Genomic DNA, 13,168 nt, shown 5'->3' with positions numbered 1-13,168 from the left:
CGGATAAAATCACGCGCAGGAAGAAAGAACCCACCATGACGACGCCTCTCATCGTTTCGGAAGTCTTCAAAAGCTTCACCATGCATCTTCGCGACGGCATCGAGCTGCCGGTCGTCCGCGATGTCAATTTCTCTGTTTCGGGCGGCGAATGCGTCGTGCTCGGCGGCCCTTCGGGCATCGGCAAAAGCTCGATCCTGAAAATGCTCTATGGCAATTACGCCATCGACAGCGGACAGATCCTCATCCGCCATCAGGGTGAGGTCATCGATATGGGCAATGCCTCGCCGCGCACGATCCTCGATATCCGCCACCGCACCATCGGTTATGTCAGCCAGTTCCTGCGCACGGTGCCGCGTGTCGCGGCGATCGATGTGGTTGCCGAGCCGCTTCTGGCGCGCAAGGTTACCGCTGAAGATGCGCGTGAGCAGGCGGCCATGCTGCTTTCCAAACTCAACCTGCCACGGGAATTGTGGTCGCTGCCACCAGCGACCTTTTCGGGCGGTGAGCAGCAGCGCGTCAACATCGCGCGCGGCTTCATCACCGATCACGCGATCCTGCTTCTCGACGAGCCAACGGCCTCGCTCGACGCCACTAACCGGCGTGTGGTGGTCGATATGATCAGGGAGAAAAAAGAGAAGGGCACCGCGCTGCTCGGCATCTTCCACGACGAAGAGGTGCGCGAAGCCGTGGCTGATCGCATTCTCGACGTCTCGCAATTCTCGCCCCGGAAGGCAGCGGCATGAGTGTCAAGGTCGGTCTCGAACCCGTCATCCACGAAAGTGCCCGCGTCACCAATTCCTCGATCGGCCGCTATACCGAAATTTCGGAGCGCTGCCGCCTCGAGGAGGTCGAGATGGGCGACTACTCCTACGTCATGCAGGATGGCGCGATCTGGTGCGCCACCATCGGCAAATTCGTCAATATCGCCGCCTCCGTCCGCATCAACGCCACCAATCATCCCATGCAGCGTGCGACGTTGCACCATTTCACCTATCGCGCCCACAGCTACTGGGACGACGCCGAAGATGAAACGGACTTCTTCGCCGCCCGCCGTGCCAAACGGGTGGTGATCGGCCACGATGTCTGGATCGGCCATGGTGCGACCATCCTGCCCGGCGTCACGGTAGGGAACGGCGCGGTGATCGGCGCAGGCGCGGTCGTCTCAAGAGACGTCGCGCCCTATACCATCGTCGGCGGCGTGCCCGCCCGGCTGATCCGGGAACGCTTCCCGGCGGAACTGGGCCGGCAAATGGATGATCTGAAATGGTGGGACTGGGACCACGCGACATTGCGCGTCGCTCTCGACGATTTCCGTAGTCTGGACGCCGAGGATTTTGTAGCGAAATATGGCGGATGAAATCTCACTCTACCGAACACCTGCAAATCCCGGGACACAAATCCCGGGATTTTTGTTTATGCGATCAAAAGACACGCGGATTTGAACGGTCCAAGATTCCTCCCGAAAGCTTTGTCGGCAAACAGGCGGACGCAAGATCCGTGAAATCTGTAATATTTTATTCATCAAACTGACATCCACACTTCACGCACCGCTGTTACGCCGAACCCCGTCAAAAAGAAGATTGGACGGGGAAATGAGCTTTCACCTGAAGCAAGTCACGCGCCGTTTCGGCAACCACACTGCGGTCGATTCCGTGAATGTCGAAATTCCGCAGGGCCAGATGGTTGGCGTTATCGGACGCTCGGGTGCGGGGAAATCGACGCTGCTGCGCATGATCAACCGCCTCGTCGATCCCTCCTCGGGTTCCATCCATTTCAACAGTACGGAAGTCTCGACGCTGAAGGGTGCTGCGCTCCGAAACTGGCAGCGCGACTGCGCAATGATCTTCCAGCAGTTCAATCTGGTGCCACGCCTTGATGTGCTCACCAATGTCATGCTCGGCCGCCTGAACCACCGTTCGACCGTGCTCAGCCTGTTCAACATCTTCACGGATGAAGAGCGCCTGATGGCGATTGCCGCCCTCGAGCGGCTCGGCATCGAGCACGTAGCCATGCAGGCGGCAGGCACACTTTCCGGCGGCCAGCAGCAGCGCGTCGCTATCGCCCGGGCACTAATGCAGTCTCCGAAGATGGTTCTCGCCGACGAGCCGATCGCCTCTCTCGATCCCCTGAACGCCAAGATCGTCATGGACGCCCTGCGCGACATCAACGAGCGCGAAGGCATCACCGTCATCACCAATCTGCATACGCTGGATACGGCGCGCAATTATTGCGAACGCATCATCGGCATGTCGCAGGGTCGAGTCGTTTTCGACGGAACGCCCGCCGAACTGACGGCTGCGGCGGTCACGGAGATTTACGGGACGGATTCACACGGCGCCGGCATCGACGAGACCATGACCTCGACCAGCATCAACATTCCCGGCGCGCAGCTTCCCGCACGGCCGATACAGCAATCTGCCGGTCCCGAACCGCTCGCTCTCGCCGGGCTCTGAGGAACCGCTCAGCATCGTTTTTGCCCGCGTCAAGGGCCGACATTTCACAACAAACTCCGGCTCGCCGGGAAACAGGAGAAAGTCCATGTTGAAGAAAATCCTTCTTTCGGCAGTCGCCCTTGGCGTTCTGGCCGGTTCCGCCATCGCTCAGGACGTCAAGGTTCTGCGCATCGGTCTCGACGGTTCCGAAAACGAAGCCGACCAGATCCGCAACACCAAGTGCGTTGCCGATGGCCTCAAGGCCGCGACCGGCGTTTCCGAAGTCCAGGTTTTCCCGTCGCCGGACTATAACGGCGTCATCCAGGGTCTGCTCGGCGGCACCATCGACATCGCTTCGATGGGCGCATCCTCCTACGCCAAGATCGCTCTGGCCGACCCGAAGGCTGTCGATCCGATCCTGACCTATACCGGCTCCGACGGCTCCAGTGGTTATTACACGATCATGGTTGCCCGCAAGGGCAGCGGCATCAAGACGCTGGCTGACGCCAAGGGCAAGAAGATCGGCTTCGCCGATCCGGATTCCACGTCCGGCTTCCTCGTCCCGAACGTGGCGATCCCCAAGGAAACCGGCAAGCCGGTCAAGGAATATTTCGCCGAAACCGGTTTCGGCGGCGGTCATGAGAACCTCGTTCTCGCCGTTCTCGACAAGAAGTTCGACGTTGGCACGACTTTCGGTTCGGGCGTCGGCAAGTGGGAAGAAGGCTACTCCGGCGGCAACCTTCACCAGATGGTCAAGAAGGGCAACCTCGACATGGACGATATCGTCGAAGTCTGGAAGTCGCCGCTGATCCCGAACGGTCCGCTCATGGTCACCAACAAGCTCGGCGACGCGATGAAGCAGAAGGTCGAAGACTTCTTCATGGAACTGCCGAAGAAGGACCTCGCCTGCTTCCAGGGCTTCACCCAGGGCAAGAACACCGCCTACATCAAGGTCGACCCGTCCTTCTACCAGACGATCATCGACGCGCGTAAGTCCGTTATCGGCGGCTGATCCCTCAGGTCATATCCGGAAGCGGCGGCGCCTTGCGGCGCCGCCGCTTTTGCCAATAAAGGAAAAGCGGCATGGCGACCACACTGCACAATGGTACCCTCTCACCCGAGGGGGTGAGCGTATCGTCCCGGACGGTCATGCGCCACTATCAACAGCAGCTTGCGACACGACGGATCTATACCGTCATTTCGCTCGTGATCTTTCTCGTCATCCTTGCCGCCTCCCTGAATTTCGCCAATTCGGCCAATTCGGGCAAATTCTTCGAGCGCCTGCCCTATTTCTTCGATTTCATGAAGACCTTCGTGCCTGATAGTCCGCTGGAAATCTTCCGGGCGATGTTCGACCTGCCGTCGCCTTATGCGGATGGTTCGCTGAAATATAATTATGTCGCGGATCGCGTTTACATCACCGACGGCTTCTACATCCCGCACTTCATCTACCAGCTGATCATCACGCTCAATATCGCGCTGGTCTCGACAATCATCGGCACGAGCTTCGCCTTCGTGCTTTGCTTCTTCGCCTCCACCAATCTCGTTGGCGCCGGTCTCGTGCGCTGGGTGGTGCGCCGGATTATGGAAGTGCTGCGTGCCTTTCCGGAAATCGTCGTCGCCGGGTTGCTGACCGCCATTCTCTCGATCGGACCGATCGCCGCGATCATCGCGATTTCGGTCCATACGATCGGTGCGCTGGGCAAGCTGTTCTTCGAAGTCGTGGAAAATGCCGACATGAAACCGGATGAAGGCCTACGCGCCGCCGGTGCCAACTGGCTGGAGCGGGTGCGTTTCGCCATCGTGCCGCAGGTTCTGCCCAATTTCGTCTCCTATGCGCTGCTGCGCGCCGAAATCAACGTGCGCGCCTCCACCATCATCGGCGCTGTGGGCGGCGGCGGCATTGGCGAGGTCTTCCGCCTGTCGATCGGCAATGACCATGCCTCGAAGACCTATGCCATCATCATCCTTCTGCTGATCACCATCATCGCCGTCGACCAGTTCTCCAGCTGGCTGCGCTGCAGGCTGATCGGCCAACAATCCTTCGAATTCGGACGGGGAGCGGCCTGATGTCGTCCAGCTTCATTCTCAACACCGCCGAGCGCGAGAGGCTGACGGCTGCACATCGCCATGTGTTCAACCGCAGTTTCATGCAGCGATATGGTCTGCTCGTCGGCCTTCTCGCCGTCACCGCCTATCTCATCGGCTGCTTTTTCTTCTTCAATGTCGGCCCGGCTTTCATGCAGGGCCGGTGGGATCGCGCCTCCAGCTATATTCAGGACTGGTATTCCTGGCGTGCCCAGCCGCGCCTGCGTTTCGAAGATGGCAAGGTCTTGGCCCAATGGTCTAGCCGCGGACAATATCCGGCCGATGCAAAGATCGACTGGTTGCAGCCCCTGCCGGATGGCGGCTATAGCGTCGTTTATGCAGGTACGCAAAACCGCCTCGACATAACACCGACCCGGGTGGATGTTTATGTCGACGGCAAAAATTACCCCGTCATCATCAACGACGATGCCGTTGTCGCTCCACAGGGTCTGCCCGACGAAATCCAGCAGGACGGCAAGAAGGTTCTCGTGCATTACGGTTTTGCCGGCCAGGCGGAAATCCGCACCAGCCAGGTCTATGTGCAGCGCCGTTTCCTTGGATGGGCGAATTTCCTGTTCGACACCAAATCGGAATTCTGGGGCAAGGGTTATGGTGAACTCGCAGCGCTGGCGCTCTGGGGAGAGCGGCTCGATCCCGCACGCTCCAATATTGGCCATATGGTCGATGATTTTCTCGACAACAGCGTCTGGCAACATGCCGATATCCTGTCCAAGCTGATGCAGACGCTGGTGATGGCATTTGTCGGCACGCTGTTCGGCACACTTGTCGCCCTGCCGCTCGCCTTCATCGCCGCGCGCAACATCACCGCCAACAGGGCGGCAAACTGGGGCATGAAGCGCCTGTTCGATTTCCTGCGGTCCATCGATATGCTGATCTGGGCGTTGTTCTTCACCCGCAGTTTCGGCCCCGGACCGATCCCCGGCATTGCCGCGATCTTCTTCACCGATACCGGCGCGCTCGGCAAGGTCTATGCCGAAGCGCTGGAGAATGTCGATGACAAGCAGCGCGAGGGCGTCAAATCGGTCGGCGCATCGCCGATTGCGGTCAGTCGTTTCGGCGTGTTGCCGCAGGTCCTGCCGGTCTTTATCTCCCAATCTCTCTATTTCTGGGAAAGCAACACCCGCTCCGCCACGATCATCGGTGCGGTGGGTGCCGGCGGCATCGGCCTGAAACTACTGGAAGCGATGGGTACCAATGCCGACTGGGACAAGGTCGCCTATATGGTTCTGCTCATCCTCTTCGTCGTTTTCCTGTTCGACCATATTTCCAATTCGCTGCGTTCGCGCCTGATCGGTAAAACACAGCACTAGGCCCTAACGGGCGGGATAACGAAAGTCGCGATGACGTTTGTTATCCCACGCTGCGCACGCTCACGCAGTCTTGATTTACGCCGGCCATATCTCTTCACCATTTCCCTCTACGCCTTCAGCACGTTCGGAAGATTTGCCTCCTTTCGAATGCGCTTTTTTCCATCTGCATCATCATTCTGTCACGGAAAGCGATTACCTCGCACTCCTGACCTTGCGGGAAGCAGGCGAGTCACGCCAAATAGCTTCTCATCCCTGGTTTTCCATGACACTGAAGAGTGCTTGCCGTGCGCTACGCCATCTATTTTTCTCCGGCTAAAGATCATCCGCTGACTGAAACAGCGTCGCGCTGGCTCGGCCGCAATGCGTTTTCCGGCACGTTGCATGACGACCACGACGATTATGCCGATTTGACGGAGGAACCGCGCCGTTACGGTTTCCACGCGACCCTGAAAGCTCCCTTCGAGCTTGCCGAAAAATACGGTGAGGCAGAGCTGCTCGCGGCCGTCGAAGATTTCACGGCCAATCAGTCCGCCTTCGAGGTTCCACGCGTCGTCGTCGGGGCGCTTGGGCCGTTTTTTGCGCTGGTTCCGGATCGCATTTACCAGCCGCTGCAGGATTTCGCCGCAGAGGTCGTCGATCACTTCGATCGGTTCCGCGCGCCCCTGTCCGAGACCGATATTGCCCGGCGGCGGCCGCAAATGCTGACGGAAAGCCAGCGGCAAAATCTCTCTCTCTGGGGTTATCCGCATGTCATGGATGATTTCCGTTTTCACATGACGCTGACCGGCCGTATCGATGAAGATGAGCAGCCCGCCATGCAAGAGGTTCTCTCGACCCGGTTTGCTGAATTCACAGACCGGCCTCTCACCATATCCGGCCTCGCCTTGTTCATTGAAGAAACGCGCGGCGCGCCCTTTACCGTTCATAGCTGGCACCCCCTTGCCCAGCCACCAAAGAAAGATGCGAACCCATGACCGAGCACGCCCTTTCCAATGCCCGTATCGTTCTGGAAGACGATATTATTCTCGGATCCGTTCTGATCCGTGACGGCAAGATTGCCGATATCAGCGAAGGCGCTTCCAAAACCGGAGAAGACCTCGAAGGCGACTTTCTGATCCCCGGTCTGGTGGAACTCCATACCGACCATCTGGAACAGCATTATTCGCCGCGCCCTGGTGTGATCTGGGACAAGATCGCCGCCATTCAGGCGCATGACGCACAGGTAGCCGCTTCCGGCATCACCACCGTGTTCGACTGCCTGCGGCTCGGCTCGGATGAGGATGGCGGTTTCAAAAAGGGTGAAATGCGCGAAATGGCTGATGCCATCGAAGCGGCGGCGGATCAAAACCGTCTGCGTGCGGACCACCTGCTGCATCTGCGCTGCGAAGTGGCTTCTGCCGATGTGCTTGAGCATTTCGAAGACTTCGAAACCGATCCGCGCGTGCGGCTGATTTCGCTGATGGACCACTCCCCGGGTCAGCGCCAGTTCCAGTCCATGGACCAGTATATTTTCTACTATCAGAAGAAGCGCGGGTTGAGCGACGAGGCCTTTGCCGAATTCGTGCGGCGCCGGCAGGCCGCATCCGCTGAATATTCCGCCAAGCATCGTGATTATCTGGCAGCCCGCTGTGCCGAGCGTGGCATCACCGTTGCAAGCCATGACGACGCCACCGAAGCGCATGTCGGCGAGGCTATCGGCCACGGCGTGAAACTGGCGGAATTCCCCACCAGTGTCGAGGCTGCAAAAGCCTCACACAGCGCCGGCATGAGCGTGCTGATGGGTGCGCCGAACATCGTCCGCGGCAAATCCCATTCCGGCAATATCGCCGCTCGGGACTTGGCCGAGATCGGCGTGCTGGATGTTCTTTCCTCCGACTACGTGCCGTTCAGCCTGCTTTTCGCGCCGTTCCTGCTCGCCGATCAGGTGGAAGCCATCAGTCTGCCGGAAGCGCTGCGCATGGTCACCGCCACGCCGGCCCGCACGGTCGGCCTTGTTGACCGTGGCCGTATCGCGACCGGGTTGCGGGCCGATCTGGTGCGGGTCCACCGCGAAGATGGCGTGCCGGTCGCCCGTTCGGTCTGGCGTCAGGGCAAGCGCGTGGCATGACCACCGATGGAGACGATAACCGGCGCACATTGTCGCCCGGCACGATGATCGTGATTGTCGGCCCGAGCGGGGCGGGCAAGGACACGCTGATGGATTATGCGGCGGCACAGCTTTCCGGCCGCCCGGGTTTCCATTTCACACGCCGCGTCATTACCCGCAGCTGCGACGCGGGCGGTGAAAACCACGATGCCGTTTCGATGCACGAGTTCAACCAGCTGGAAGATGCGGGCGCCTTTGCGGTCTCCTGGCAGGCGCACGGTCTGAAATACGGCATTCCGGCCGCCGTCTATCGCCATCTCGAAGCGGGAGATGTTGTCATCGCCAATGGTTCACGCTCGGCGCTTCCCCATTTCGGCATCGCCTTTTCCCGTCTGAAGGTCGTGAACATCGTTGCAAGGCCGGATGTACTGGCGAGGCGGCTGGAGCAGCGCGGACGGGAGAGCCGGGACGATATCCTGCGGCGGCTGGAACGAAGCTCGCTGGCCGTTGCCGGCGACTTCGATGTCACGACGGTCGATAATAGCGGTGCAATCGAAGATGCCGGCAAGACCATCATGCAGGTGCTGCAGCAAAGCGCCGGTTCCAACCACCCTTAAAATGCCGCAGCCGGGCTGCTCGACAAACACGCTTTCAGGGCTTACCATCAGGCGACAATTTCCAAACATGGTACGCCAAGGCGAGGGATGCCCGAAAAAAGGGTCAGTGACGAGATATCTGTAGTCGCCGGTCTGGCCGCCGGCGTCAGTAATTATGCCCGATCACGGGGCATCGATATCGTTCCCATCTGCAAGGCCCTGGATATTGATCCCGCCACGTTCAGCAGCCTGACGGACCGCATCAGCCTCGACAGATTTTCCCGTCTGCTCGAAACCTGCGCGTTGATTTCCGGCGATGACGCCTTCGGCCTGCAATGCGCCGCCACCTTTCCAGCCGGTGCATCCGGCGCGTTCGGTTATGGGCTGATCAGCGCTCCGACGGTTCGATCGTTCCTGCGTTTCCTTCAGGACCATGTTTATTACGCCACCAATAACAGCAATTTCACCATGGTGACGGATGCCGCGCATGCGACCCTCTCATGGTCCTTCGCGCCCGTGATCGTCAAACGCGATCAATATGTGGATATGTCACTTGCAGTTCTGATGCAGCGCCTGCGCGATATTCTCGGAGAGCGCGTGAACCAGATCGAGATCGGTCTGGAGCGGCAGAAACCCAATAATATTCAGCTCTTTAAAGAGAGATTGAGCAAACGGGTCAGTTTTTCCCAAGCCATCCACACGATGCGACTTCCGGCATCGCTTCTGGATGTGGCCAATCCAAATGCGGATGAACGTCTGTTCGAATTGATGAATTTGCAATGCCGCATGTTACGACCGGAAACATCGGCGGACCCGACCCATTTCATCGATCAGGTGAAACGCTATATGCAGATGCGGCTCTCGGACGCGGAACTTTCACTCGGTGAGATCGCCCCCTATTTCAACTTGTCGGAACGGAGTTTCCAAAGGCGGCTCGCCGAGCTTGGCACCAATCTCAACGAGATAAAGGACGCCATTCGCAAAAACGCCGGTTTCAAACTCCTTGTCGAAAGCGATCTTCCGGTATCCGACATCAGTTACAGGCTCGGTTATTCGACACCCGGTGCCTTTTCGCGTTCCGTTTCGCGCTGGTTCGGGGCAACACCCACGGATATTCGCAGGAAACACGCGCATCATTCCGCCGGCTGACAGATGTCATCAGCATCAATATTTCGAAAATACGCACAAAACTTGAAAAATATGTCGGTGTTTTTTGAAAGATGTGCCGAAACATAACAATAGAAATGCAAAACTTGGCGCGCGATGTTATTTTATCGGCGCAGTACATCGCTTATGAGAGCGCCGCGTATCCCGGGATATGACGAAAAACATTCCAGAGCTTTGAAACTGCATGCTACGCCAGACCCGATTGTGGTCCCGACAATTGCGCGGCGGTTCTCTCAATGCCCCGGAATAACGTCCCCGCCCGGATCGGCTGGCTGCGAAAGCGGCTTTTTACTGCATAATTCCTGATGCGAGATGAAACCTATTGGCGAAATTGGCGTTTCTGTTCGCGTGTAGACAGAGCGGTTAACGAGCCGGTTTCGGGGCGAGACCACTAGCTGGTCGCACACCCGGGGGCAGGCCAATCTCTTTTGAGGCTGAAAGAAAATGTCTTCAAAAACGCCGCATGAACATCGTCAGACGCGCGACATCGTCCTTTCGGATCGCGAGCGGCATTATCTGGGACTTGTCGCACGGGGTAAACATCCTTCCCACGTCGCCCTGATAACCGGCGCGGACGAAGCGGACGTGAAGGATACTCTGGAACGGGTGCGAAACAGGTTGGGGGCGGCCAATTTGCTGAACGCCGTCAGCATCGCCCTGCTGCGCGGCCTGATCGAACAGGATGCATGATCACCCTCTACTTTTCCAAGGCTTATGCGAAACGTCCCCTTCCGTAAGCTGAAAACCGAATGAGCGGCTTTCGGCGTCAAATCCTTCCATGTCAATGGCGGGATGGCGGACCAAAAGCGGGTTGGACATGATGTCCGGCCCTGTCGACGCCAATGCAAAGCAGCCATATCGGGTTTGCCCGGCGGATCATATTCGATCCGCCGGGTTTTTCTTGTCGCTTCAGAGCGATTGAATTTCGGCGAAAATATCGCTTTCGATCACGATGCCGCTTTCCAGCGCCTGTTTGCGGATGCCCTGGCTGCGACGACCGGGCAGGCGCACATTTTCCTGCTTTTCGATCTCACCTGCGATGAGGGCCAGCCGCTGGGTAAAGGCCGCACCGCCTGACGATACCGGGTCTATGGCGATGATCGTGTGGCCGAGAGAGGGTGGTGCGCCCTTGTCATCCAGAAGGGAAGACGCCTCGAATGCGAAGTTTCCGCCGGTAATCGCAGCAGCCATGATCTCCACCATCAATGCAAGCGCAGCACCCTTGGCCTCGCCTGCGGGCACCATGGTTCCCTCAATGGCCTCTTCGGGATCGGTCGTCGGCCGACCGTTTCTGTCGAGCGCCCAGTCGCCGGGAATGGTTTCACCCTTCTGGCGTGCCGCCATGATCTTCCCGCGCGCGACCTTGGAAAGGGCCAGATCAATGACCAGCGGATCGGCACCGCCGATGGGCGTCGCAAAGGCGATGGGGTTGGTGCCATAAAGCGGTGTGCTGCCACCCCAGGGGGCCATGGACGCCGGCGCATTGGCAAACATAAGCGCGACAAGGCCCATTTCCGCGAAACGTTCGACCGTCAGCGCCATGACACCTGCATGATGGGAGCGATGGATCGCTGCAAGCGCGATGCCCTGCTGTCGGGCCATTTCTGGCAATTCCTCAAGAGCGCAGTCGATTGCCGGATACGCATAGCCATGATTGGCATCGATCGAGAGAACACCCGGCTTCACGCGCTTCACCACGGGACGCGCCTTGCCATCGACTTTTCCAACCCGCGCCTGGCGGACATAAACGGGGATACGGCGAAAACCGTGGCCGCCCTGGCCGGCGGCCTCAGAAGCGACCAGCGCTTTTGCCACCGAGTGGGCATTTTGCGGCAGAACGCCATTGCGCTCAAAGATAGAGGATACGAGATCCTCCGCCTCTGCGATCGAGAGTTTCATGATTTTCGCTATTCCTGTTGGCTTGCATGCGATGGGACGTCTTGGCCCCACTCTGCGGTATAGGGTCGCTGCAAATCAACATGGAAAATGAACTGGCCATCCCGTCCTCTTCAGAGTCGGGATGGCCGCATGCTGTTCCAGCCCTACTTGAAAAGAACCGGTAGGGTAAAACTGGTATTTGCGCCCGCTGGCGGCGGTGAGACTGACGCTTTTTGTATGACGGCCAGAAGCTTCTGGTCCATCGCCGCGTCACCAGTGGACGAAAGGATCCTCGCACCGCCTACGGATCCGCCGCTATCTATCTTGAATGACACCGTAATGGCCATTCCGGATTTTCCAGCCGCACGGGCCAGTCGCCGTTGCATTGCCGAGCGTACTTTTGCGTCCCAATCAGCCTTTGACATGGACGGCGACGAGAAGAAGCCGGCATTGCTGCGCGATGCCGCCGTCCGGTCGGACTGCTGGGCCTCCGCCTTTGCCGTTTCGCGCAACTCCGATGCCTGCTGCGGCTTGGGCCTTTGTCGCTCGACCTTCTTTTTCTCTTCCGGCTCTGTCTTTTCCACCTTCTTTTCGGCAGGTGGTGGTGGCGGCCGCATGACGGGCAAGGGCACCTCGACGTTTTCGAGTTCCGCCATCATCTGTTCCTGAACGGGGTCGATCGGCTCTACCGGCTCGGGAATTTCCTGCGGTTCGACGATCTCCTCGACCGGCGGTTCGGGCGGCTGCACGGGCTCAGGCGGCGGCGTTTCCGCAACCGGTTCCGGCGGGGGCGGCTCTTCCGGAGCAGCTTCCTCCACCGGTTCGCTGCTGTCGCTCTTCACCTCCTGGGTGTCTTCGACATCCTGCGCCTGCGTCGTTTCCTCGGTTTTGACGGCTTCCGGTATCGCGGCCATTTCAATCATGATCGCGGCAGGCGGCTGCCCGCCAGCATCCTGCTCCTCGGGCTCCTGCATCAGATAATAGGCAAAACCGGCATGAACGCTCAGCATGAGCAGCGCCGCGGCAGACCACAGCACCACTTCCCCAATACGGGAATGGCGGGCCTGCGGGTAGCCGTTTTCAGTCATGGCGCAGTTCCCTGCCCTGCCGGCGCGGCAGGCTGGCCAGAGGGTTGGGCCGTATTGGAACCAACAGGCTGAGACGCCGCAGCCGCGTTTTCCAGCCCGACAAGGGCGATCTTCAGATAGCCGGCATCACGCAGGAGGTTCATGATTTCCATGAAGTGACCGTAATCAACGGCCTTGTCGGCACGCAGGAAGATGCGCGTATCCTTCTTGCCGCCCGTCTGGAGGTCGATCGCTGCCGCCAGTGCCTCGCGGGCAACCGCATCATTGCCGAGGTTGAGCGAGAGATCGTCCTTGACCGTCAGATAAAGCGGCTCTTCCGGTCGCTCCGCCGGCTTGGCGGTGGATGCGGGCAGATCGACATTCACATCGACGGTCGCCAGCGGCGCGGCCACCATGAAGATGATGAGCAGAACCAGCATCACGTCGATGAAGGGCGTGACATTGATTTCGTGGTTTTCGGAGAGATCGTCTCCGCTATTGTCGCGAATACCGCCAGCCATGA

Annotated in this window: 14 protein-coding genes; 11 read left to right on the top strand and 3 right to left on the bottom strand. The window is 59.0% G+C overall.

The genetic code is table 11. The annotated features are described in order from the left end of the window. Positions 1–35: 35 nt before the first annotated feature. From phnL to CFBP5499_RS14220, 11 genes are all read left to right on the top strand, one after another. Positions 36–743 carry a phosphonate C-P lyase system protein PhnL gene (gene phnL, locus CFBP5499_RS14275; protein WP_080826862.1) on the top strand — a complete coding sequence of 236 codons (708 nt, stop codon included), beginning with the start codon at positions 36–38 and terminating at the stop codon, positions 741–743. Further along, positions 740–1,357 (top strand): DapH/DapD/GlmU-related protein, encoded by a 618-nt coding sequence (locus tag CFBP5499_RS14270; RefSeq protein ID WP_080826863.1) that lies wholly within the window; start codon positions 740–742, stop codon positions 1,355–1,357. The genes phnL and CFBP5499_RS14270 overlap by 4 nt, the downstream gene beginning before the upstream one ends. Before the next feature lie 235 nt (positions 1,358–1,592). Further along, positions 1,593–2,453 (top strand): phosphonate ABC transporter ATP-binding protein, encoded by an 861-nt coding sequence (phnC, locus tag CFBP5499_RS14265; RefSeq protein WP_080826864.1) that lies wholly within the window; start codon positions 1,593–1,595, stop codon positions 2,451–2,453. Between the two features lie 85 nt (positions 2,454–2,538). Continuing rightward, complete coding sequence (gene phnD / locus CFBP5499_RS14260) at positions 2,539–3,444, top strand: phosphonate ABC transporter substrate-binding protein (RefSeq protein WP_080826865.1); 906 nt, start codon at positions 2,539–2,541, stop codon at positions 3,442–3,444. Positions 3,445–3,515: 71 nt separating this feature from the next. Next, on the top strand, positions 3,516–4,502 hold the full coding sequence (gene phnE / locus CFBP5499_RS14255; protein ID WP_080826866.1) for a phosphonate ABC transporter, permease protein PhnE: 987 nt from the start codon (positions 3,516–3,518) through the stop codon (positions 4,500–4,502). Next, positions 4,502–5,851, top strand: coding sequence for a phosphonate ABC transporter, permease protein PhnE (phnE, locus tag CFBP5499_RS14250; protein WP_080826867.1), 1,350 nt, complete (start codon positions 4,502–4,504; stop codon positions 5,849–5,851). The genes phnE (CFBP5499_RS14255) and phnE (CFBP5499_RS14250) overlap by 1 nt, the downstream gene beginning before the upstream one ends. Positions 5,852–6,126: 275 nt before the next feature. Next, complete coding sequence (locus tag CFBP5499_RS14245) at positions 6,127–6,825, top strand: DUF1045 domain-containing protein (protein WP_175416737.1); 699 nt, start codon at positions 6,127–6,129, stop codon at positions 6,823–6,825. Continuing rightward, positions 6,822–7,958 (top strand): alpha-D-ribose 1-methylphosphonate 5-triphosphate diphosphatase, encoded by a 1,137-nt coding sequence (locus CFBP5499_RS14240; protein WP_080826868.1) that lies wholly within the window; start codon positions 6,822–6,824, stop codon positions 7,956–7,958. Before CFBP5499_RS14245 ends, CFBP5499_RS14240 begins: the two co-directional genes overlap by 4 nt. Then, positions 7,955–8,554 (top strand): phosphonate metabolism protein/1,5-bisphosphokinase (PRPP-forming) PhnN, encoded by a 600-nt coding sequence (gene phnN, locus CFBP5499_RS14235; RefSeq protein ID WP_175416736.1) that lies wholly within the window; start codon positions 7,955–7,957, stop codon positions 8,552–8,554. The genes CFBP5499_RS14240 and phnN overlap by 4 nt, the downstream gene beginning before the upstream one ends. A gap of 87 nt (positions 8,555–8,641) precedes the next feature. Further along, positions 8,642–9,682 (top strand): AraC family transcriptional regulator, encoded by a 1,041-nt coding sequence (locus tag CFBP5499_RS14230; protein WP_080826869.1) that lies wholly within the window; start codon positions 8,642–8,644, stop codon positions 9,680–9,682. Positions 9,683–10,144: 462 nt separating this feature from the next. Then, the gene (locus tag CFBP5499_RS14220) at positions 10,145–10,390 is read left to right on the top strand and encodes a LuxR C-terminal-related transcriptional regulator (protein ID WP_080826870.1); all 246 of its coding nucleotides are present in this window, start codon (positions 10,145–10,147) and stop codon (positions 10,388–10,390) included. Positions 10,391–10,609: 219 nt separating this feature from the next. Here CFBP5499_RS14220 and CFBP5499_RS14215 read toward each other — a convergent pair whose 3' ends face one another. The 3 genes from CFBP5499_RS14215 to exbD all read right to left on the bottom strand — a co-directional run bounded on the left by CFBP5499_RS14215 (position 10,610) and on the right by exbD (position 13,166). Continuing rightward, positions 10,610–11,599, bottom strand: a complete 990-nt coding sequence (locus tag CFBP5499_RS14215) for an Ldh family oxidoreductase (protein ID WP_080826871.1) — start codon at positions 11,597–11,599, stop codon at positions 10,610–10,612. Positions 11,600–11,742: 143 nt separating this feature from the next. Further along, a complete protein-coding gene (locus tag CFBP5499_RS14210; RefSeq protein WP_080826872.1) occupies positions 11,743–12,666 on the bottom strand; it encodes an energy transducer TonB family protein in 924 nt (307 codons plus the stop codon). Beyond that, positions 12,663–13,166, bottom strand: a complete 504-nt coding sequence (gene exbD, locus CFBP5499_RS14205) for a TonB system transport protein ExbD (protein ID WP_080826873.1) — start codon at positions 13,164–13,166, stop codon at positions 12,663–12,665. Before exbD ends, CFBP5499_RS14210 begins: the two co-directional genes overlap by 4 nt. Between the last annotated feature and the right edge of the window lie 2 nt (positions 13,167–13,168).

This window comes from Agrobacterium tumefaciens (genome assembly GCF_005221325.1).
Lineage (GTDB): Bacteria > Pseudomonadota > Alphaproteobacteria > Rhizobiales > Rhizobiaceae > Agrobacterium.
Note: the sequence above shows the minus strand (reverse complement) of the source record. Positions and strands in the feature narration are given on the sequence as shown.

Coding starts and splice junctions, on each gene's coding strand:
- phnL (WP_080826862.1), top strand. CDS start 36: ATGACGACGCCTCTCATCGTTTCGGAAGTCTTCAAAAGCTTCACCATG.
- CFBP5499_RS14270 (WP_080826863.1), top strand. CDS start 740: ATGAGTGTCAAGGTCGGTCTCGAACCCGTCATCCACGAAAGTGCCCGC.
- phnC (WP_080826864.1), top strand. CDS start 1,593: ATGAGCTTTCACCTGAAGCAAGTCACGCGCCGTTTCGGCAACCACACT.
- phnD (WP_080826865.1), top strand. CDS start 2,539: ATGTTGAAGAAAATCCTTCTTTCGGCAGTCGCCCTTGGCGTTCTGGCC.
- phnE (WP_080826866.1), top strand. CDS start 3,516: ATGGCGACCACACTGCACAATGGTACCCTCTCACCCGAGGGGGTGAGC.
- phnE (WP_080826867.1), top strand. CDS start 4,502: ATGTCGTCCAGCTTCATTCTCAACACCGCCGAGCGCGAGAGGCTGACG.
- CFBP5499_RS14240 (WP_080826868.1), top strand. CDS start 6,822: ATGACCGAGCACGCCCTTTCCAATGCCCGTATCGTTCTGGAAGACGAT.
- phnN (WP_175416736.1), top strand. CDS start 7,955: ATGACCACCGATGGAGACGATAACCGGCGCACATTGTCGCCCGGCACG.
- CFBP5499_RS14230 (WP_080826869.1), top strand. CDS start 8,642: ATGCCCGAAAAAAGGGTCAGTGACGAGATATCTGTAGTCGCCGGTCTG.
- CFBP5499_RS14220 (WP_080826870.1), top strand. CDS start 10,145: ATGTCTTCAAAAACGCCGCATGAACATCGTCAGACGCGCGACATCGTC.
- CFBP5499_RS14215 (WP_080826871.1), bottom strand. CDS start 11,599: ATGAAACTCTCGATCGCAGAGGCGGAGGATCTCGTATCCTCTATCTTT.
- CFBP5499_RS14210 (WP_080826872.1), bottom strand. CDS start 12,666: ATGACTGAAAACGGCTACCCGCAGGCCCGCCATTCCCGTATTGGGGAA.
- exbD (WP_080826873.1), bottom strand. CDS start 13,166: ATGGCTGGCGGTATTCGCGACAATAGCGGAGACGATCTCTCCGAAAAC.